This is a genomic window from Streptomyces sp. NPDC006384 (genome assembly GCF_042870695.1).
In the GTDB taxonomy this organism is placed as follows: Bacteria; Actinomycetota; Actinomycetes; order Streptomycetales; family Streptomycetaceae; genus Streptomyces.
This window is the reverse complement of the sequence record NZ_JBIAHR010000039.1, coordinates 14,215-34,506: the sequence shown is the minus strand read 5'-3', so window position 1 is coordinate 34,506 and position 20,292 is coordinate 14,215. Positions and strand designations below refer to the sequence as shown.

17 protein-coding genes are annotated in these 20,292 nt (G+C 71.1%); 5 read left to right on the top strand and 12 right to left on the bottom strand.

All coding sequences use genetic code 11. From position 1 onward, the window contains the following. Positions 1-5: 5 nt before the first annotated feature. Positions 6-3,437, top strand: coding sequence for a hypothetical protein (locus ACFYOJ_RS34690; RefSeq protein ID WP_356557810.1), 3,432 nt, complete (start codon positions 6-8; stop codon positions 3,435-3,437). A gap of 165 nt (positions 3,438-3,602) precedes the next feature. Here ACFYOJ_RS34690 and ACFYOJ_RS34685 read toward each other — a convergent pair whose 3' ends face one another. From ACFYOJ_RS34685 to ACFYOJ_RS34670, 4 genes are all read right to left on the bottom strand, one after another. Then, positions 3,603-4,040, bottom strand: coding sequence for a hypothetical protein (locus tag ACFYOJ_RS34685; RefSeq protein WP_356557808.1), 438 nt, complete (start codon positions 4,038-4,040; stop codon positions 3,603-3,605). After that, positions 4,037-4,678: a hypothetical protein gene (locus ACFYOJ_RS34680; RefSeq protein WP_356557807.1), complete on the bottom strand. Its 642-nt coding sequence runs from the start codon at positions 4,676-4,678 to the stop codon at positions 4,037-4,039. The genes ACFYOJ_RS34685 and ACFYOJ_RS34680 overlap by 4 nt, the downstream gene beginning before the upstream one ends. After that, complete coding sequence (locus ACFYOJ_RS34675; protein ID WP_356557806.1) at positions 4,675-5,337, bottom strand: NUDIX hydrolase; 663 nt, start codon at positions 5,335-5,337, stop codon at positions 4,675-4,677. Before ACFYOJ_RS34675 ends, ACFYOJ_RS34680 begins: the two co-directional genes overlap by 4 nt. Positions 5,338-5,400: 63 nt before the next feature. Beyond that, entirely contained in the window at positions 5,401-7,131 is a 1,731-nt protein-coding gene (locus tag ACFYOJ_RS34670) for a SpaA isopeptide-forming pilin-related protein (protein ID WP_356557804.1), read from the bottom strand. A gap of 381 nt (positions 7,132-7,512) precedes the next feature. Between ACFYOJ_RS34670 and ACFYOJ_RS34665 the strand changes: the two genes are divergently transcribed. Further along, a complete protein-coding gene (locus ACFYOJ_RS34665; protein WP_356557803.1) occupies positions 7,513-9,795 on the top strand; it encodes a tetratricopeptide repeat protein in 2,283 nt (760 codons plus the stop codon). Positions 9,796-9,865: 70 nt separating this feature from the next. After that, on the top strand, positions 9,866-10,180 hold the full coding sequence (gene mihF / locus ACFYOJ_RS34660) for an integration host factor, actinobacterial type (RefSeq protein ID WP_356557802.1): 315 nt from the start codon (positions 9,866-9,868) through the stop codon (positions 10,178-10,180). A 12-nt stretch (positions 10,181-10,192) separates the two neighbouring features. Here the strand turns inward: mihF and ACFYOJ_RS34655 are convergent, their stop codons facing one another. Then, complete coding sequence (locus tag ACFYOJ_RS34655; RefSeq protein ID WP_356557800.1) at positions 10,193-11,041, bottom strand: helix-turn-helix transcriptional regulator; 849 nt, start codon at positions 11,039-11,041, stop codon at positions 10,193-10,195. 398 nt (positions 11,042-11,439) lie between these two features. Between ACFYOJ_RS34655 and ACFYOJ_RS34650 the strand changes: the two genes are divergently transcribed. Both ACFYOJ_RS34650 and ACFYOJ_RS34645 read left to right on the top strand, forming a co-directional pair. Continuing rightward, complete coding sequence (locus ACFYOJ_RS34650; protein WP_356557799.1) at positions 11,440-12,513, top strand: LuxR C-terminal-related transcriptional regulator; 1,074 nt, start codon at positions 11,440-11,442, stop codon at positions 12,511-12,513. 280 nt (positions 12,514-12,793) lie between these two features. Beyond that, on the top strand, positions 12,794-13,906 hold the full coding sequence (locus ACFYOJ_RS34645; RefSeq protein WP_356557797.1) for a helix-turn-helix transcriptional regulator: 1,113 nt from the start codon (positions 12,794-12,796) through the stop codon (positions 13,904-13,906). Positions 13,907-13,919: 13 nt separating this feature from the next. Here the strand turns inward: ACFYOJ_RS34645 and ACFYOJ_RS34640 are convergent, their stop codons facing one another. The 7 genes from ACFYOJ_RS34640 to ACFYOJ_RS34610 all read right to left on the bottom strand — a co-directional run bounded on the left by ACFYOJ_RS34640 (position 13,920) and on the right by ACFYOJ_RS34610 (position 20,289). Further along, positions 13,920-15,887, bottom strand: a complete 1,968-nt coding sequence (locus ACFYOJ_RS34640; RefSeq protein ID WP_356557796.1) for a hypothetical protein — start codon at positions 15,885-15,887, stop codon at positions 13,920-13,922. Positions 15,888-16,482: 595 nt separating this feature from the next. Then, positions 16,483-17,022 carry a hypothetical protein gene (locus ACFYOJ_RS34635; protein WP_356557795.1) on the bottom strand — a complete coding sequence of 180 codons (540 nt, stop codon included), beginning with the start codon at positions 17,020-17,022 and terminating at the stop codon, positions 16,483-16,485. A gap of 300 nt (positions 17,023-17,322) precedes the next feature. Continuing rightward, complete coding sequence (locus ACFYOJ_RS34630; protein ID WP_356557794.1) at positions 17,323-17,682, bottom strand: SH3 domain-containing protein; 360 nt, start codon at positions 17,680-17,682, stop codon at positions 17,323-17,325. Between the two features lie 108 nt (positions 17,683-17,790). Further along, the gene (locus ACFYOJ_RS34625) at positions 17,791-18,153 is read right to left on the bottom strand and encodes a hypothetical protein (protein WP_356557793.1); all 363 of its coding nucleotides are present in this window, start codon (positions 18,151-18,153) and stop codon (positions 17,791-17,793) included. A 158-nt stretch (positions 18,154-18,311) separates the two neighbouring features. Continuing rightward, entirely contained in the window at positions 18,312-18,665 is a 354-nt protein-coding gene (locus tag ACFYOJ_RS34620) for a cell wall hydrolase (RefSeq protein ID WP_356557792.1), read from the bottom strand. Between the two features lie 208 nt (positions 18,666-18,873). Further along, a complete protein-coding gene (locus ACFYOJ_RS34615; RefSeq protein ID WP_356557790.1) occupies positions 18,874-19,767 on the bottom strand; it encodes an alpha/beta hydrolase in 894 nt (297 codons plus the stop codon). 3 nt (positions 19,768-19,770) lie between these two features. Further along, the gene (locus ACFYOJ_RS34610; RefSeq protein WP_356557788.1) at positions 19,771-20,289 is read right to left on the bottom strand and encodes a GNAT family N-acetyltransferase; all 519 of its coding nucleotides are present in this window, start codon (positions 20,287-20,289) and stop codon (positions 19,771-19,773) included. Positions 20,290-20,292 lie beyond the last annotated feature (3 nt).

Below are 20,292 nucleotides of genomic sequence, written 5' to 3'. Positions count from 1 at the left end.
GCGCCATGACGGATGACCCCAGCTACTTCGTGACCACCACCACCCCGGGTGGGGAGAGCACGGAGTACGTCAGCGGTCATCCGCTGGACACCGCCCTCTACATCATGCGGGCCGACCAGCGGGGGCTTTCTTACCGGGTCTTCGCGGTCGACGACACGAGGGCCCGCGACATCTCGCTGGCCGAGCTCGCCGCTACCGAGCCCGCCCCCGGCTTGGTGGCGGAGATGTGGCTCAACGCCCGAGCAGCCTGGCTGCGCCATCACCTGCATGTCCCGGCCGACCCCGGCGGCGCTCCCTGGGGACCGGATTGGGAGGGGGCCGCGGCCCGGTGGGCTGCAGCCTTCCGGGCGCCGCTCCCCGAGGGGATCGAGGAGGCGGTTGCCCTGCCCGACCCTGCGGGCAGAGGCTGGAACCTAGTGCATCAGCGGGTCGGCCAGCTGCTGGAACTGCTCGAGCACGAGAGTCAGTGGCGTGACCCTGGCCGTGCTTCCTACCCCGAGTGGTCCGCTCGTGAGTACCAGCAGGCCTGGAGGCAGTTGCGGGCCCACACGGACAGTGCGCCCGCCCTGAAAACGACGGCGGACTTCTTCCTGAGAATGGCCCTGGAGCGCGACCTGCTGGCCGGAGCTGTCGAGGGCTTCCTCGGGGTCGGGCATCCCGGACTTGAGCAGTGGGCGCGGGTGGCTTATCGCTACGGCGACGAGGAGGAGCTGATCCGCCCCGATGGAGAGGACCGAGACTTCTCGGACAGCCGGGAGGAAGCAGCCCGACTGTATGCCGCCTTTACCGCCGACGGGGCCCCGTTGACGGAGGAGGAGCGGTCATGGGCGGCCCGCTGGCCGCGCGATCCGAATCCGGACCTACGCCGTGACTGGGAACCGGACGGTGAGGAGGCCGAGCGCGAGTTCTGGCAGCGCAGCCGTGCCCAGCGAATGGCGGCAGAAGAGCGGGAGACGGCGAGCTACGCCGCGTTCGCCTTCCTCGCCGAGCACCACGAGGAGATCGTTGCCCGGGCGCCGGCGGGAACGAGTGAAGGTGTGGTGGCGCAGGCCCGCCGTCTGCTGCGGGCCGCGTTCCCCGATGAGCAGCAGGCGCGGGTGGACGTGGCGCGCCAGTTGAGCGCGCTCGATGCGGTGCTCGACGTGCGGGACGCACCCGATCAGACGTACCAGCTGGGCCAGCACGGGCAGGTCTGGATGGCGTTGGGCCGGGTGGAGGAGGCGCTGAGGGCCCTGACCTGGAACCAGCCCGCACTGCCCGACGAGCAGGCCGCCAGCCCGGCGTTGGCACCACCGCTGCTGCGGATCGGGCCCGAGGGCGGACCGTACCGGGTAACTGCGGATCCCCGGCAGGCCCTGTCGGCGTGGACGCAGCAGGACCGTCCTGGTCCGGACACTCTGTTCCCCGCGAATCCGGTCCGGATCGAGGAGTGCGAGGCAGGCGGGCGGTGGCGTCAGCGCAGCCCGCGCAGTCTGGTCGAGCAGGTCCGCGCGTCCATAACGGAGCCCCGTGAGCACTGGGAAGTGGACCGTGAACTGGCTCAGTGGCTTCTGGCCGACGAGCCGGAAGGTCTTCATCCGGAGGAGATGGGGGCACGCTGGAGCCGCTACCTGGGCGAGGTGCCGCCTCGGGGACCGGTCCTGGCTTGGGTGACGCGCCTGGCCTTCCACGGTGTGGAAACGTCGGACATGCTGGCGCGGATCCAGCGAGGTGCTGCCGCAGAGCGGGACGAGTTCGACTGGGCACTCGGCTTCACCCGTCAGCGCAGGGCGATCTACCGGCCCGACAGGGAACTGGCGGAGGCCACCGAGCTCGCGGCGATGGACGACATCGCCATCGATGAGATCTATCCCGGGCCGGCTGCCGATGAACTCGGGGCGCGTCCGGCACTCGCGCCTCGGGCCACCATCCTGGCCTCAGCCACGGTCGGCGATACCCGGTACGCGCACGCGGAATTCACCCGGCCTCCGCGCCGCGCGGTCATCGTCCATACCGACGACGGCTTCCCCGCCCCCTACCGGCTCACCGACAGTCAGCTCACCGACACGGACGTCCTGTTCGCGCAGCTCACATCGCCCGAAGGGCGAGCGCTGGCCGCCGCCGAAGGCACCGGCACTGCGCAACGGGCCGCCATGGCCGCAGCGGACCGGGCGTGGGAGGCGGCACGGCGGGCCGAGCAGAGCACCGATCTGCAGCTGGAGCTGTACGAGCTGGCTGAACAGGCGCAGAGGGGCGAGCTGGATGCGGCCGCGTACGCGCAGCGGGCCGGGCAGGTGTGGGACGAGCTGTTCCCCCTGCTGGAGGGACGCGGCCCCCGGGAGAGAGGCGAGTCACGCCGGTGGTACGCGGTCCGGGTCGCCGGGGACGACACCGCCTGGGAAACGCTGACCGCCGACCCGCTCGAGGCGGTGGTGCACTGGGCCCAGCATGACCGGCCGCTACAGCAGTACGTGATCCTCACCGGGACCGCAGGCTCTGTCGAGAGCACGGAGATACCGGTCGGCGGCCTGCTGGCGCATGCCTGGCAGGAGACAGCAAACGGTCCGTCCGAGCAGGAGGAGCGTCTGGGTCAGGCCCTGGCCGACTGGCTGGACCGGGTGCGACAGTCCATGGCCGTGCAGACCCAGGACGGGCAGGACCCGGCGGCCTGGCGGCAGGCAGGATGGGCGTGGCGCGGCCGGGTCGGTGAGAGCCTGCCCCTGCAGGTGTCCAGTCGCCTGGATCCGCTGGAGGCGCGCGAAGTGGCCCGTGGCGACCAGGAGCTCGGGGAAGCTGTCGACGCGATCAACCCCGACTACGTCACCACCGCTGAGACGGTGCGGAGTTTGCACCAGCACTGGAAAATCCTGTCGGCGGCAGCGGTGAACGTCGAGCAGGTCCGCCCGCACGCCCGGGAGGCACTGGACACCCTGATCTTTTCCGACCAGCAGGCGCTGTGGTCGGCGCTTGGGGACGATCAAGGGCCTCGGCAGGCGTGTGCCCGGTTGTGGTACCTGTCCCGGGAACTGGGGCGGCAGAAGCTCTTGCCCGCGTTCATGCAGGTAGCTGCACCAGATCGCGTTGTCGAGCCAGAGCTTCCCGCCACTTTGGGGGCGCTGCCGCAGCGGTTGCGTGACGCACCCGAGGCGGCTCAGGCCCTTCTTACGACTGCGGAGCGGGCCGTGGGCCACCAGGTGCTCGAGTCCCTGTACGTCGACTACCCCTACGCCGTACGAGAGGAGAAGGGAACTGCTGCCCAGGACGCCTCTGCGGCCGTCTTCCTCCAGGCCGCGGCAGAAGCCACCCGGGGGCAGACGACGTCCCGGGCGCACGAGCTGCAGGCCCGGCACGCACCGGGCCCGGCGGCGCTGGCCGGGCGAGCGGGGCAGAACCTGGACGCAGCCCAGCAGGCTGCGGTCCGCCCGGTCTCTTCGCCGCAGCCCCCCACCGTCCGCTGACCGCGTCGACACAGGGATAGATTTCGTACGCAGGACCGAGAAATCCGTCCCTGTGTGTCCCTGCACGCCCCTTCCCCTATCGACAAAACGGTGTGTACCTAGACATAGCACCTTGCGAGGCGAGGGCGGACGAGGGACACAGGCTCGGATGTGTCCCTGTCCTGGTCAGGCCGGGCGGGGTCTGCGTCGCCAGCTCATGGGGTGCCTGTCGGGCTTGGGGGTCCGCTGCGTGCGGCGGCCGGCGAGAAAGCCTGCGGCCGGGAGGTCGACCAGGCCCGTCTTGCCCCACCTGGTGGTCAGCCCGCGTCGGGCGGGCATGACGACGCGCGGGGCGAGCAGGCGCTCGGCCGACCGCTCGGCGCCCTGGATCTTTGAGAAGAACGGGGCGAGATCACTGGACATGCCCAGCCGCAGGGCGCTCAGCCCTCGGCGGCGCATGCGGTCCATCTCGGCGGCGGCATCAGCCCGCAGGACGGGCACGGCTCCGAGCTGCGTGAGGATCTCGTCCCGGAGGGCACCCCACTGCAGCTCGTTGGCGATGAGTGCCGCGACGGCCGCGCGGGTCAAGCGGCGGCGGGCCAGGCGGCGGCTGATGAGTCTCACGCGGTCACTTCCTTGTTCTGCTTGTGGGCGCGGCTGCTGGCGGTGAGGGCCCGCGCGGCGGCTCGTGCGGTGCAACCGCAGGCCGAGCAAGGCATCAGCAGGTGCCAGTGTTCGGTGTAGGTGCCGTCGCCACGTTCGGTGAAGGCGCCCGTGGTCCGCAGGCGACCAGCGGCTCGCAGAGGGCTGAAGGGCTCGGTGTCGAGAGCCTCTCGGAGAAACGTGGCGCTGCGCGCTCCTGCAGGCAGGGGTGCATGGCCGTGGCCGCAGGTGAACCGGATCTGTACCCGGGTGGGATGCGGGAGGGGGAACTCCCAGATCGTACGTCCGAAGTCTTCGCGGAAGGCCGGGTGGTCGCTGAACATCCGGGCCAGGTCGGCCAGGTGGCGCCAGGACAGCCATGCTTCGTGCAAGCTGACGGCGCGCGCGTTGAGGCGGGCGTGCATGGCGTGCAGGAGTACGCCATGCACGAGATAAGAGGCCATGCGCTCGATGTCGGTGGAGGGCTCGGAGCCGGCGGACGCGTGGGGAGCCAGCCGGGCCAGTACGAACGCCTCGGTGGCGTCGACCAGCTTCACCGAGAAGGGCTCCCTCGCCATGTTCTCCGGGTCGGGGACCCTCGTCGCGGCGCTGCTCGTCATCTTGTCACCGCTGCGTCGGCCCGCTGTGCTGTGGGATCCGGGCAGTTCCCGGGACTGAGGTCACGGGCAGACTGGACGGTGGGACAGGGCCTGTCCAGTTCAGCCATCGCGACGGCGAAGGCTGCCATGGTGATCGCACAGGTGATCTGTCCCTGCCGGATCCCGTCCAGCAAGCGGTCCTGCGGCAGCCAGATCGGGGCAGCCACCGACTCGGTCTCCTCGGGGCGGGCCTGGGCGGTCTCGGGTGACTGCACCACGGCGAGGCAGACGTGCGCGGTGGTCTCGATGAGGCCGGTGTCGGTGTGGATCTGGCCTATCGTGCGCACTGAGATCGCCGTCAGGCCCGATTCCTCCTTCAGCTCCCGCGCGGCCGCCATCTGTACGTCTTCATCCGGCTCGCAGCCGCCGCGCGGGAACTCCAGCGAGGGGGCCCCCACCGGATAGCGGTAGCTGGGAACCAGGGCCAGCCCGGACGGCCCGACGGGGACAACCACGACACCCTGCTGGTTCCACTGCCACCGCAGGTAGCGGCCTTCGGCTCCACTGGGGAAGACCACCTCGTCGTTGTACAGCCGGCCGAACCGGTTGCCGAAGACCTCTACCTCCTGGCGCCGTCGGATCGGCGCCGGCGGCACGTACCCTTCGCCGTGCTGTGGCATGGGACTCCTGTTCAGTGCGGGCGGTCGGGCGGGGACAGCAAGGCGTGCCAGGGCAGCGCTGGATCAGGAAGCCGACGCGCCGGTGTTCCTGCGGCGGCGGGCGACCCATACCGTCATTCCTCCGCCAGTCAGCAGAACGGCTCCGGCGCCCAGGGCCCAGGTGATGTTGCCGCCGCCGGTATGGGCCAGCTGCGCTGAGGGGGCGGGCGGCTGCGCCGCGGGTGGCCTCGGCTGATCCGGCGTGGCGGGCGGGGTGGACGGCGGCGTGGCAGGCGGGGTGGACGGCGGCGTCGAGGGGGTCTTGACGTCGGCGATGGTGACCTCGACCCGGGCGGCGGGCTTGGCGGTGAACTGCTGCGGGATGGCGTTCAGTTCGTAGCCGGCGGGCGCCTTGACCTCGGTAGCCCAGTAGGTGGTGCCCGCCTTGAACAGGACGTCCAGCTTCGCGGTGGCGGTCCCGTCCGCTCCGGTGGTGACGGTGGCGATCTTCTTGCCGGGGGCATGCTTGCCGTCCGCCCCCACGGTGTCGGCGGCGATGTTGATGACCGCACCAGGCAGGGTTTTGCCGCTGTCCTTGTCGATCTTCTTGAGAGTGAGGTCGGCGGGCTTGAACGGGTCGATGATCACGACCGGGTTGGCCGCTGCTGTCTTGCCCTCGGTGATGACGATCTTCTGGTCGGGTACCAGGGCGTGCAGCGGGCTGTTGCTGCTGATCTCGCGCAGCAGGTAGGTGCCCGCGGGCAGGTCGTCGAAGGCGAGGATGCCCTCCTGGTCGGTGGTGCCCCGGGCGGCCGTCTTGCCGGCGGCGTCGAGGAGCTCAAAGGCGACCCCGGACATCTTGGTGCCCTCGGGGTCCTTCTTGCGGATCTCGACGCCGCCGGGCGGGGCGGTGACCTCCACCGTGGCGGCGGCCTTGGCGGTGACGGTGTCGCCGGCCAGCAGCATTCGCTGGGCCTTGGTGTCCCGGGGGGTGAGGACCTTCAGCTGGGAGCCGGGCAGCTGGTCGGCGCGCGCCTCGATACTGGCCTCGCCCTTGGTTTCGGCGGTGAAACTCCAGCGGGCCGTGCCGTCCGCTCCGGTGGTGACCTGACCGCTCTCGCCCTTCTCCCCCGCCTCGGTGAGCTTGACCTTGACCCCGGGCACCTTCGTGCCGGAGAGGGTGGCCGTGACCGCAACACTGACCTCGACCTTCTGCCCGGCCGGGGTCTGTTTCGTCTTCGGGGTGAGGGTCAGGGTGTAGGGGCCGGCGTACTTCTTGGCCTCGGCGATGTAGTCGAGGGCCAGCGTCCGCGAACTGGTGGAGACGTTCGGATAGGCCAGGCGCTGCTTTCCGCGGGCTCCGTCGATGCTGTACGCGCCACCCGCCAGCATGTCGTACACGACGGCGTCCACGGCAGCAGCCTGTGCCGCGTTCTGGGTCTGCCCGTACCGGCCGATCACATAACTGGCGTACGCGACATGGGCGTCGGGCACCTGCTTGCCAGTCACCGAGGAAGTCCAGTGGCTGGTGGCCGCGGGTGCGCCGTAGCCGCCAGCCGCGTCCGGGCCCTTCTTCTCCGGGTCGGCGCAGTAGGTCTCCCAGTCGCCGTGGACTCGCATCCCCGGCGGCCCGTACGCGCCGATGTGGCTGGTCGCGGCGTTGCCGTCACTGTCAGGGATGGCATAGCCGGGGCCGAAGCGATCAGCCTGGGGCGCGGCCGACGCCGATGGGGCCCAGGCGAGGGTGCCGGAGATGGCGGCCGCGACCACGATGGACGCCGGACGCGAGAAGACGCGAGCTGGGCGAGGGCGCATGTGCAGGGGGCTCCTTGGTTCGGCAGCCGCCTGTAGCAGTGCGGCGGGCGGCCTGGCGGTGGTCAGGCGCGAAGCTAGTGCGGCCGCCAGCGGCTAGATCCCTGCTTCCTATCCGGCGGTCACCGCGCCGTGACTCCTCCCGCCTGGTGGGAGGCCACGGCCTTCGCCGGCCCGCCTCGCGGACCGGTGGTTGCTGGGGGCGGGCGGCATCGGCCCGCGCGCCGTCGGTGGCCTGCCCGCTCCAGGTGCGGCCCGGCTAATGAGATGCCCGTCAGGCGGGAGAGCGTGCATTTCCCCGTGCACCCTCCGGGATCGCCTGCTGGCTGAGGAGCGCGGCCCGCGAGCGTGAGGGCTCTACCCGGATCAGCGAGAGGGCCCAGCATGCGACGTGAGCGGTTCGACGAGCGCGACCTGGAGGCGTGGATAGAGGCGCTGGACGACCACGCCCGCATGGTGCGCGTCCACTCCGCCGATGAGGGGCTGCGGCGTGTAGCCCGTCTGCGTACGCATGCCCGCCAGGCTCCGAGCGGGTGGCTGCCGTGGCAGCATCTGTCCTGGGCCATCAACGATTTGCTCCAGTGGGACCTGCTCAACCACAAGTTCGCCGGTGTCAGCGGCGTCGCGAAGGCCGAAGGGCTCGATGAGGAGGAGCGCGCGGCGTTGCTCAGCGAGCAGACCCGGGCTCTGAGCCATGCCGGGATCATGCCGGAGGAGCTGGCGCTGGCCTTGTGGCGGGGTGGGGACACCGAGGGGGCGCGCAAGGAGCTGGAACACGCGCTGCGCTGGGCTTCCGAGGATGCCGGGCTGCTGGCTCTGTGGGGCACTTTTCTGTGCGACCAGGGCGATCGCGGCGCCGGGCTGGAACAGCTGCGCGCCGCCGTCCGGTTGGCTCCGGACGTCGCCCCCTACCAGGTACGGCTGGGGCTGTTCACGCAAGGGCAGGAGCGTCTGGGCGCCTTCCGCGCGGCAGAACGTCTGGAGCCGGGGCACGACTGCCTGCGTGAGCAGGTTGCCTTCGCCTTGCGGGAGCAGGGCGAAGACGATCTGGCTGACGCGGCGCTTGCCGCTGAGGGGGGCCACCGAAGCGGGCACCGGCACTTCCTCTGGTGGCAGCAGGATCCGCTTCGGCTGGCTGAGCACGAGGCGGTGTTGCGGGCCTGGCTGGAGCTCGCGCCCACGGACCAGGAATGTGCCAGGAACCTGTACCGGGAGCTGAGCTACCAGTTGCAGTGGATGGGCGACTACTTCGGCGTGGCCGAGTGGTGGGACCGGCCGCTGTGGCTGGAACCCGAGGGGCACGACGGCTGTGTGCCTTCGCAGCCCTATGTCGATCTCGGGCGTTCCCTGGTGCGCCGCGGCCGCGCGGGCCAGGCCGAGCATGCGCTGGGCCGGGGGCTCATCGTGCATCCGGACGATCCGGCGGTGCTGACCGAACTGGCCAGCGCGGCCATGGCACAGGGCCGCCATGGGGAGGCGGAGCAGCGCCTGCGCGCCGCGCTCGACCATAGTCAGCTTGATGACCCGCACGTCAGCCACCGCCACCGGATGCTGGGCGAGGTGCTGCTGTGCCTGGCCCGGCCGGCGGCGGCCGCCGTCGTCCTGCGCCGCGCTGTCACAGCGGACCCGCTGAACGCCGCCGCGCACACCGCGCTGGCCGAGGCTCTGGAGGCGCTGCGATGTTTCGACGAGGCCATCGCCGTTGCCCGCCGGGCGGTGGTTCTAGCACCGGAACAGGGCTGGATGGCTGGGGTTCTGGGGCGGATCCTGCTGGGACGTGCCGATGTCGTGGGCGCACGGGAGGCGCTGGAGGGCGCGGCACGGCTGGATCCGGACAGCGCGGTGATCCAGGAGGACCTGGCCGAGCTGTGGCGCGTCGCGGGCCCGGATGCCCCGGCCGGGGCGGGGCTGGCCGCCGCCCGGCGCTGCCTCGAACTGGGCCCCGAGCGACTGGGCGGGTACGAGGCGCTCGCTGCCGCACTGCATGATCTGGGTCGCGGGGCCGAGGCGTTGCAGGTCGCAGCAGAAGCGGTGCGGCGCTGGCCTGCCTCCGGACGCGCCCACCACCTGCACGCCCTGACCCTGTGGGGTACGGGGGACCAGGTCGGGGCTCTCGCGGCGGCTGGCGAGGCCGCGCATCTGGAGTGCAGTGCCCATCATCTACACAACTGGGCCTGGCTCCTGGTCCGCACCGGCCGCCCGGAGCAGGCCCTGGCCCTGTACGAGGCCGCCCAGGACAAGGACCCCTACGACCCCCAGGTCAGCCACGGGTTCGCCCTCGCCCATCTGTTGGCCGGCCGCCCTGGAGCGGCAGTGGTGCACTTCGAGCGCAGTCTCTCCCAGCGGGCGGACCCGGAGACGGCTGGCCGGGCCCACCTGTATCTGGCCGCGCTGAGCGGATGGGACAGCGGCAGGCTTGTCCATCTGGTCTCGGCACGCTGGGCACGCAGCCATCCTGGTCAGCGGGGGGTCTGGTCTGGGCCTGCGGACCGGGTCCGCGTTCAGGCGGTCACCACGGAGATCGCCAACCTCTGCCTGAGTGGCCTGGAGGGTGTCTCGAGGGAACTGGCGAAGAGGATCGCCGCCGATCCCGAGCAGCCCGCCCTGCAATGGGCCGTGAAGCGGCTCGGCCTGACCTCGCGGACCTTGCTGCCGTCTGCTGCATAATCGCCTGTTCACAGACCTGCTGTCAGGGCATGATGGCCGAAATTGATCAACGGAAGGACGAGTGAGGTCTATGGCGCTCCCTGCGCTGAGTCCCGAGGCGCGTGCCGAGGCGTTGCAGAAGGCTGTACGGACGCGACGCGAACGCGCCAATATGTTGGCCGAGTTGAAGTCCGGTGAGCTGGCCCTTGCTGCGGTGCTGGAGCGTACGGACGATGTGGCCGGCAAGACGCCGGTGCAGCAGTTGCTGCGCGCACTGCCGGGTATCGGCACGGTGCGCGCGCAGCAGCTGATGACCGAGCTGAAGGTCCCGGCCCGGCGCAAGGTCCGGGGGCTGGGGCCGAGGCAGCGCGAGCGGCTGATCGGGCTGTTTGCCGCCCAGGGCTGACTGCGCCTGGGGTCAGTCCTGGAGGTCGCCGTCGAGCCAGTCGTGGTAGCGCGGGTCGTCCAGGTCTGTGCGCCAGGCGGTGAACGCGGCGGTCGCCGCGGCCTGCTGGTACAAGGCGGCGCTGTGCTGGGCGAGTTCGTCGAGTTCTGCGGCGAGGTAGCGGTCCTCGTCGGGCAGGGTGCGGGCGAGGTCCGTGCAGATCGTCGCTTCGGCGCGTACACAGGCCACGGCGTGTGCCCAGGTCCGTCGTCCCAGGCGGTCGGGGATCTCGCGGCTGCCGCGGCGCGGCCTGCGTTCTTCGCGGCCCGCCCGCTGTGCCGCGCGGTCGATGGCGCACGCGAGCACGGTGGCCGCCTGGCGGGCGCCGGAGCCGACCGGCTTGAGGAGGCGCAGGAGCTGCTCGTCGTGCAGGCGGGGGCGGCGGTCGCTGATGGTCTCCAGCCGGCGCCGGGGGGCGGCGGCCTGCCGGGCCAGGACGCGCAGTTCGTAGAGCCATCCCAGTGCTTCGCCGGGGGTGGGTCCGTCAGGGATGTCGGCGGGGAATCCCCCGTGCTCGCGTTGCAGGCAGGCGGGCAGCAGGCGGGCCAGCGCGGGTTCCTTGACCCGGTAGGGCTGGCGGGCGGCGAGCCGGTCTACCTGGAAGGGGAAGGTGGCTTGGGGTTCTGTCCGTACCAGCAGTTCCAGCCTGCATCCCATGCCGGCGATCAGTCGCTGCAGGTCGGCGAAGGTGGGTTCACGCTCTCCGGTGAGATAGCGGTGCACCGAGGGCTGGGTCACGCCGAGGAACCGGGCCAGTGCCATCTGCGTGTCAGGTTCCGAGCGTGCCCGCTGCAGCAGCCATGCGGCTGGGACGGCTGTCATCGGATCTTGGACGGGCATAACCCTCTCCCCCTCATCAAGGCCATACCGGTACGGTATACCCGCAGGACACGGAGGAATCTCTTCCACCGGACGCCGCACTGGCAGTGGCGGGCATTTCCGCGGCGCGGCTGGGGTTGTGTGGGTTGGAGGGGGTGCCCTCCAGGAGACAACCGAAGACCGAGGGGCGGCCGCGCAGGGATCTTCGTGTTGCGCAGGCACTGCCCGGGTGAGTGACACGCCCGGGATTGCGGGCCTTTGCGAGCTGTTCGGGCCACGGGCGGGCCAGCGCGCAGGCGCCACACCACCCACGGAAGCGAAAATCAGTTCGCATTCCGCACCCTGCCGGACCGTAGGATTCCGCGCATTCGGCCTGATCAACACCGGTGAGAGGGGCAGCAGTGACAGGGGGCATAGCGCCGCACCAGCACCCCGAGAACGAAGACGTCTGTGCAGTCGGAGCCGAGATCTACGAGCGCGCGCTGCGGTCGGGGGGATCCGTTGCCCGGGCCGAGGCCGAGCGGGCGCCGTGCCTGATCGATCTCGGTCTGGTGCACCCCGATCCCGACCGCGAGGACGTCTTCCTGGCTGTGGAGGCCGCCGTGGTCCTGCCCCGGCTGCTGGACACTCTGGAGCGCCGGGTGGCGGTCGAGCGCGAGCGCGGCGCCCGGCTGGCGGACCTCCTCAACCCGATGATGCACCTGCAGGTGGAGCGGCCCGAGCAGGGCGGGCCGTTCACGATCCTGGAGGGCCTGCCGCGGATCAAGGCCGCCATCGAAGAGGCCACGGACAGCGCGCAGGAGCGGATGCTGGCCATCCAGCCCGGCGGGATCCGCTCCGAGTCTGCGCTCGCCGACGCGCTCCCCCGCGCCCTTAGGCTGGCGGAGCGGAAGGTGCAGATGCGCACCCTCTACCAGCCCTCCGCCCGCTACGGCCGGGGCCTGCTGGAGTACTACACAGCCCTCAAGGAAACAGCCGAGGCGAGGATCCTGGACGAGCTGCCCGAGCGGCTGCTGCTGTTCGACCGGAGCGTGGTGATCATCGCTGCCCAGGAGGACCGCCAAGTGGCGCTCGAGGTCCGTCAGCCGGCGCTCATCGACTACCTGGCCGGGGTCTTCGACCAGCTGTGGTTCACCGCCACCCCGTTGTACGCGCCGCCCGAACCCAGCGTCGACGGGGTCACCGACCGACAGCGCGCCATCGCCGAGCTGCTGGTCGACGGACACACCGACGCAATCATCGCCAAGCGTTTCGGCATTAATGAACGGACGGTGCGCAACCACATCGCCAAGCTGAGCGATGCGGTCGGTGGCAGCAACAGCCGTCTCCAGCTGGGCTGGAAGCTGGCCCAGTCGGGGCTGCTCGACGTCTCCGACGCCGACTGCCGCGTCCCGCCGATGCGGGCCCGCCCCGCATGCGAAGCGACGGCGGGCCCCGGCGGGACGCTCTCGGGGGTGCATCCCACCTCACGGTAGGCAGCCACGGCCCTGTGGTCCCGTCGTCCGCTCCGGACAAGGCACAGACGTGCTCGTTCGGCCGAGAGATGACGCCCCGACACGTTAGTGACAGACCGTTACTTTAAGCGTGGATCACTTTTCGTCTGGGCAGGCACTAAGGTCCGGACCAGGGCGGGGCGTGACCACTTTTCTACCGCAGCACCCCTGACCCTGGTGACTGAGCGTGGCATAGGCGCTTATGGTGGTGCGCCATCAGGCCCCGGGCGGGGGGCGGCACCCGGAAAAGGGACTACAGGGCATGTTCAGTGCGACGGTCGGGCAGACCCTGCGTACCTATCGCACCCGGTCAGGCAGGTCCACCGGGGACATCGCGCAGGCAGCGGGGATCAGCGCACAGCAGTACGAAGCCCTCGAATCCGGGGCCGGCTGGCCGGGCAGCCAGGCCTTCACCGCCGCCGTCGACGCCCTGCAGATCCCCACCGAGGCCCGCAGCCGCACCGGCCTGGACTTCTGCGGACGGCCTCTGGGCACAGCCATCACCGCCACGCTCAAGGGCTTCACGGTGCCGGCCATCGTGGTGGACCACGCCTGGCGCATCGTGGGGGCCAACCACGAAGCGACGGGGCTGCTGCCCGAACTGGGGCGGCCGGGCTGGAGCCTGCTGCGCTGGATCCTGTGCTCGCCCGAAGCCCACCGGCGATTGGTCAACGCGGCCGATGTCGCCGGGACCTTCGCCGCGGTGCTGCGCGAGGCGCTCGCGCTGACCCCCTTCGACCCGGGCCTGCGGGCCCTGTACGAGGAGATCACGCCCGACCTGTGGGCGCGCGGCGCGACCGAGGTCGCGGACGTGGACGGCCTGGACTTGGTGTGGCGCACCGACAACGGGCCTTATCAGATGGTCTCCCTGTTCGTATCCGTACCGGCCCGGCGCCCGGACCTGCGGCAGATCGCCCTGCACATCGAACCGCTGCTGCTGCCCGGCCAGGACCTGGACTCCACGCAGTGGCCGGAGGCCGTGCTGGCGGGCATCGCTCACTGTGCGGTCTGCCAGTCGGCCATGGTCTACGAGTGGGGCCCGGTCTACCGGTGTCCCCAGGACTGCTTCACGCCGGTGGCCGCGTCGGTCTTGGAGGATGAGGTCGCGCAACTGCTGCTGCCGCGCGTGTACACGGACGGCGCGTTGGCCGGGCTGGCCCGGCTGCAGGAGATCCTGGTGGCCTGCGGCAGCGAGCCAGCCCTGTCCTCGCCGGTATCCCTGCGGCACGCCCTGTACCAGTGGCGCCATCAGATGCCTGTGTCCGCCCGCCGGGAGCTTGTGGCCAGCTGGGTGGCCCGTGTCGCGGTCGGTGGCGGCGGCGCGGCCACGGAGGCCGGGCTCGTACTGGACATCTGCTGGCTTCCTGGGCCGTGAACGGCTGCTGCCGTCATCGGTGCGGCGTTGCGGTACCGGGTGTCGGTCCCCCCGGCTGCTGGTGCTGGTGCTGGTGCCGGGCCTGGTCGGTCTGTTCTGCGGCAGCGGGGGGCGCGCTGGCCGGCGGTGGCCCGGCGGCGAGGTCCTTTTGTCGTGCCGCTGATTCGGCGATGACCGCCGAGGCGGCATCGCGGAGCCGGTCGGCTCTGCCCGTGTCAGGCACCTGGGCGAACAGGCGGGTCAGGACGGCCTCCGCCCGGTGCAGTGCGGCCGCCTCGCGCGTCGACGCCGACGGTGTGGCTTGGCCGGCCTGGTCACGGAGGAAGGCCAGCGCCTGGTCGGCGGAGCCGAAAACCGCCTCGATCCGCTCGCGCCGGGGCGCGGCCCGGTCGGGCCGGGCGGAGGCGTTGGCGAGCTGCCGGCGCAGCCAGAACGCCTGCGCCTGCTCCTCGCGCGCTGTCCGGTCAGTAGCCATCGGCCAGTCGTACTCGTTCCACGCGTCGTCATGGTGGAGCTCAAGGTGCGCGGCCTGGGCCAGGGCGGACAGCCCGACCGTGACCCGGCGGCCGTCGGCGAGGTCAGCGGTGATCTCGACGGGCCGCTGCGGGCTGTCGTGCTGCAGGAACTCCATCCACGCCACGGCCGCGTTGGGGCAGGGCTGTTCGTAGGCCGGGATCGACGTGAGGGCGGGCCCGGACAGCATGTAGCGCACGGGGCTTCGTGGGTCCCGGATGCCACTGCGGCTCTGCTCGGCACGGTGGTCGTGCTCGGCGCTCCAGTGGGTGTCGTAGGTGACCTGGGCTTGCTGGAGGACGGCAGCGAAGGGCACCTCGGTGCCGCGCATCCGCTCTTCGAGCAGGGCCGCCATCTGCCCGGCCAGCCCAGTCTGCTCGGGCCAGGCGGGCGCGGTGGTGTCTGTTGGCTTCAAGAGCAGGCGGCCGGGGAGCCCCTGGGTGTCGAGGATCTGCGCGAGGTGGGCCAGGAGCGCGGCGGCCGTCTCCGGGTCGTCGGGCGCGTACGGCAAGCCGGTCCGCCTAAGGAATCGCCGCAGCGCCTCGTCCAGGGCCTGGGCGGGGGAGCGTTCGTACTCCTCCTGCTGGAACTCGAACTCGTCTCTCGCCTTCAGCGCCGCCAGGAGACTGAAGATCATCACCGGCGAGTGGTTGCTCTCCTCGCTTACCTCCCGGGAGACCGGCTCGAGATAGTTAGGATCGGCGCGATGCGCCGCCTCCTTCCACGTCAGGTAGGCCTGCTCGAACCGCGCGGCGCGGATGTAGAGCCACTCCCCTGGCGTTCCGGCCTCCTCCAGGACGTCCTGCCACAACGCCGCCTGGTCGACCGGCCGATGACTGCCGTCGGCCAGCAGTTGGGTGATCTGTGTCGGGTGGCCGGGGCGGTCGTGGGCGAGGAAGGCGCCGAGCGCGGCCATCGCGGTGGGCAGGTAGAGGTCCTCGGCCGCTTGGTCGGAGGGCTGTGAGGCTGCGGGGTGAAGGGAGTACCGCAGGCCTGTTGTCTGCGGGGCGCTGCCCTGAGCGGCGTGCTGTTTCCAGTGGCTCTCGGTGTCCAGCCACTCCTCGGTGTAGGTCGCCAGCGCTCTGTCGGCTGCGTCGCGCAGGGAGACGCTGTGCTCGGCGGCGAAGGAGATGAGTGCGGCGGCGAGATGCCGGCCTGGTCCGTCGAGTTCTTTGTAGGGGTGCCGGTTCCACCGGGCGCGCACCTGGCGCAGCATCTCCTGGCCGCCGTGCCCGTGGACGTCTTCCCACAGCGCCAGGTCGGTCAGCAGGTCGCGCAGCACGACGGCGGCGTAGTCGCGGCGCACCTCGCCCCGGCGGGTGCGTCCCTCGGCATCGAGGCCGGGGTAGCGGCGTACCGCTCGGGCCACGGCCTCGAAGTCATCCATTCGGGAGCGAGCTTGCAGAAACGCGTTGACGGCCGCCTCGGCTCGTTCGATCTTGCCTGCGAGGTCGGGGGAAGGTCGCACGCCAGAGCTCCTTTGGCAGACGGTGCCGTGGAGCCTGGCTGGCGCCGGTGATGTGCGGCAAGAGGCGGCGGGAGTTTGGTCGCCCGTGGCCCGGCACGCGGGCTGCGGATGCGCTGGGATCCCGTCTGGCCGGCAGTGGGAAGCCTGCCGGGCCCGCCGTGTGCGGACGCGAGCGCGCCCGCCCGGGCTGGTGGCACCGGGCGGGCGCATCGTCGGCCGGGGGCCGGCGGCCATTACGGCCGGGCGTCGAGCTCCGCCCCCGGGCGGAACGGGCGCTCCGCGAGACGCGGACGCTCGGACATCAGGGCCGGACGGACGGACTTGCACGGGCGGGTCATGAGGACTCCTCGTGGGTTCAGTGGTGCAGCGGGCTGTTACGGGGTTGATCTCAGCAGCAGGCCGGGCTGGTGCCAAGGCGGTCTGACGGGGTGGCCGTCTCACTCCCGCCCGGCGGGCAGCCAGTGTGCTGAGAGGGTCGGCGGGCGGGCCGGGGTGGGCCGTCTCGTCCCGCCTGGCCATCACCGGACGAGGCGAGGGCGGCGGTAGTTCAGTGGCTCGATCCCTTGCGGAAGCATCTGCGCGAGACGGAGCGGCGCTACACGGTCGGGGATGCGGAGAACTGAATGGGGGCCTTGTAGTCGCGGCCGTCGCCCGACCAGTCCAGCTGTATGTAGCCGTCGGCGAGGTAGCGGGCCGATGTGGCCTTGTACTTGAGCGTCCCTGTCTGGTACGAGCCGTTGCCCGTGGCGCTGCTGTTTTCGAGCGCACCCTCGAGTCCGGTGTAGCTGGCGGACTTCACGACCGGGTCCGTGCCGCTCGTGCTCTTCTTGGTCTGGAGGACGAAGCGTGCCTTGTTGAAGGTGAAGTGGTTGTTCGTGCCGGAGGAGTAGGGGCCGTCCCAGTAGACCGTGGCCGTGGTGTAGATGTAGCCGCCGGACCGCTTGGCGCACAGCTTGACGTCGAACTCCCAGTTGTCCGAGTCGGGCCCGTTGTACGACGGATCGTCAAAGGACTTGCTGCTGCTGGTCGTGCAGTTGTAGCTGGCCGCGGAGGCCGTTCCGGCGGTGGCGAGGGTGGTGCCGGTGACAGCGGCGGCGGCGAGCAGGGTGACAGCGGTGCGCTTGAGCGCGAGCATGGTGGCTTCCTCCAGGAAACGAGTGGGTTGGCGGCCTGTTCATGGCCGGGCCGTTGATAGGGGGTGGTGGGCGCGTGTAGGTCCCGCGTCGGGCTGTCCACTGAAATCGCTCTGACCAGCGGTTTCGTGGTCGTCCCGCTCGCTGGCCACTTCCTCTGCCGCGGTGCCGCCCCTGGCTCGGCAGGGGCGCTTCATCTGCGGATTCCCATCCCCGCGTCTTACTGGCCACGCGGTGGCCATCACTGATGGAAAGTGGCCACGGGATCTGGAAACCTGCAGCGCGGCGGCGGGGGTGGGGCGTCAGCCGGCCAGGTTGATCAGACCGTCGTTGCGTACCCATCCCTTGGTGTACTTGGGGATCCCGGACTTGGAGCGGGCGGTGAGCTGGCTGTAGTTCCAGCTGCCCTTGCTGCAGAACACCTTGAGCTTGTCGCCACGGTTCAGGTAGCCCAGGCTCTTGTAGCCGGTGGACGGGCCGGAGCGGAAGTTCCAGGCGTTCTTGCCTACGGTGGCGCCGAAGTCGGGCTCCCAGTCCACGCTGCACTGGCGGTTCTCGCCGACGGCGTGGGCTGCCGGGGCGGTGGTCACGGTCAGGGCCGCGGCGGCGGCCATCGCCAGGACGGCGGGGACTGCGGCGCGGGTCGTGATGCGACGGATCATGAAGATGCCTTTCGCGGGACGTGGGATGGGAAATGACGGGTGCTGCGGGCGGTTGGTGAAGGGCTAGCCCTGCCCGGGCCGAATCGGTGCGTGGGCGGAGATGCCGCTCTACTTCGGGATCGGCGGGGTGGGTGCGGGCCAACCGCCGTACGGATTGGCGCACTTGTAGACGACGTAGCCGCGGACCTTCTTGCCGTCCGACTTCCGGGTCACCGTGCCGCGGGTGTACCAGGTCTTCTCGGCCTTCTTGTAGGCCCACTGGTCGTAGGCGATCCTGTCGCCCCGGTAGCCGATGCCCAGGACCGTGGCGGTCTTCGAGGGGGCTTTGCGGATCTTGACCGCGCTGCAGCTGATCTTCGTGTGCCCGGTGTCGGCGGCCTGTGCCGTCGATGCGGTGGCCAGGCCGCCGGCCGCGACGGACAGGCCGATCGTGGTGGCCAGGAGGGCGCGTTTGGCGCGCTGGACTGTCACGCAGTTGCTCCTTCAGGTGGGGGGACTGGGCCTGCCCGCGTCTGCCGCCGAGTCGGGGCCCGACGGCAGACGCGGGGCTGTCAGGTCGTGGCGGCGCGGTGCGATGGTGCTGGCAGGGCCTGCGGACCTGTGCGCGGTGCGCTGCCGGGCCGCGGCGGTCAGTCGAGCTGCATGGGCACGCAGTCCCAGGCGTACTTCGCGGCGACCCAGCCGGTGCTGTTCTTGGCCAGCCCGGTCTTGGACTTCTGGCCGAGCTGGAGCTTGATCCAGGAGCCCTTGGTGGCGATCTTCTTGCCCCAGTCGCCCTTGTAGAGCAGGCCCTTGGACGCGTAGCCGGTCGACGGCCCCGTCCTGAAGTTCACGCCGTTGGTGTTGATCTCGTAGTAGACGCGCGGCTTGCACGGCATCTCGGCCGCGCTGGCGGCCGGGGCGGTGGTCACGGCCAGGCCGGCGGTCACCGACAGGGCGAGCATGGCCGAAGCGGCCAGGCGGGCGGGAGCGCGAAGCTGCATGAGGTTCCCCTTCGTCGCGGCTGGGTGGGCGCGCTGTGCGACCGGCGCCCTGGGAACTGGCGCCACCGGCGTCAGCGGCCAGGGCGGGGTACAGCCTGGGATGAGCAGTGGGGGCGCCGTGGCCGTGTGCCCGGCAGGCGGGCAGTCGGGTTGCCTGTTCCCGTCCGGCGCCGCGGATTCCGCCGGGCCGCTCCCGCCGGGCGGGCACTCAGGCGCTGCGCAGGCGCCGGAGGGGGTGGTGGTGCGGTTGGGTCCGCGGGAGTCCGCACAGCTTCTCGAGCACGGCGAGGACCTGGGCTGGCTGTTCGCTGGGCAAACCATGGCGGCCAGCGGGGACCACATGGAGGTGGGCGTGCGGAAGTTGGGCGACCAGGCGCAGCGCGTGGACGGCCGGAACGAGGCGGTCGCGTTCTCCCGCCATGACGTGGACGCGGACGGCGGACAGGGAGGCGAGGGATCCGGGCTCAATGTGGTGCTCGGTGACCGCGCGGTACCAGTCGGCCGCGACGTCGATCGGCGGCCTGGGGTCGCTGGCGGGCGACAGCAGGTCGCGAACGGTCTGCGTGGGACCGGGCAGCCGCAGGCACATCGCTGCGATGATGTGGCGCGCCCTGCCCACGAGACGTTCCAGCGGGGGGTGTTGGGTTCCGGTCAGGTCCATCTGGCCGGAGCTGGTGGCGATCAGTAGGACTCCTGACAGGCCGGCCGCGACGGCAGGGTGGTGGGCCGCGAGCTGCAGGACCCCCATGCCGCCCATGCTGTGCCCGGCCACCACGACCCGGGAGCGGCGGCGGGTGTGGCGCAGCACTGCCGCCAGGTCGTCGGCGAGCAGCCGGGTGGAGGCGGTGCTGGTGCCGGTCAGGGAGGCGCCGTGGCCGCGCTGGTCGTAGCGGATGACGCGGATGCCGCGGGCGGCGAGGTGGCGGGCGTGGTCGTGCCAGATGCTCGCGGTGGCGCACCAGCCGTGGGCGAGAACCACGGTCACTGGGGCGGCGTCGGGCCCGTCGGTGTAGAGGGCCAGTCGGGCGCCGTCGGGGCGCGGCAGGTAGTGGTGGACGGGTGGCGGAGGCAGGCTGCCTGGGCGGGCGGGGGCGTGGTGCATGGCTCATCCCGTGACCGGGATGTCGAGGTCGATGGTGGACGAGGTGGGCGGTGGGAGAACCGCTCCCCGGTTGCGGGCGATGGCGAGCATGGCCCGGTTGTCGGCGCCTGTCATGACCGCGACGGTGTGGCAGCCGAGGGCGGCCGCGTGGGCGATGGCGTGGCCGGTGAGCTGGGTGCCCAGGTGCTGGCGCTGCCAGTTGTCCTCGATGAGCAGGCCCAGTTCGCGTACGCCGTCGCGGTCGGTGCGCATCAAGTGAGCGACGGCGATGGCCTGTTCGGGCTCGTCGGCGAGGGCCGTGATCCAGGTTGTGCCGCGGACCGGGTCGGTCATCTGGCGCCACTCGGCGGGCCGCAGATCTCGGCGGGCGGCCTGGTAGCGGCTGAAGCGGGTGGCCAGGGTGCAGCGCGCGTGCAGGGCGTTGACCTGGTCGAGGTCGTCGGCCCGGGCCAGGCGGGTCAGCGTGAGCTCGCCGGAGGCGAGCAGGTAGGCGGTGGCGTCGTCGAGGACGGCGGCGGGCATGGC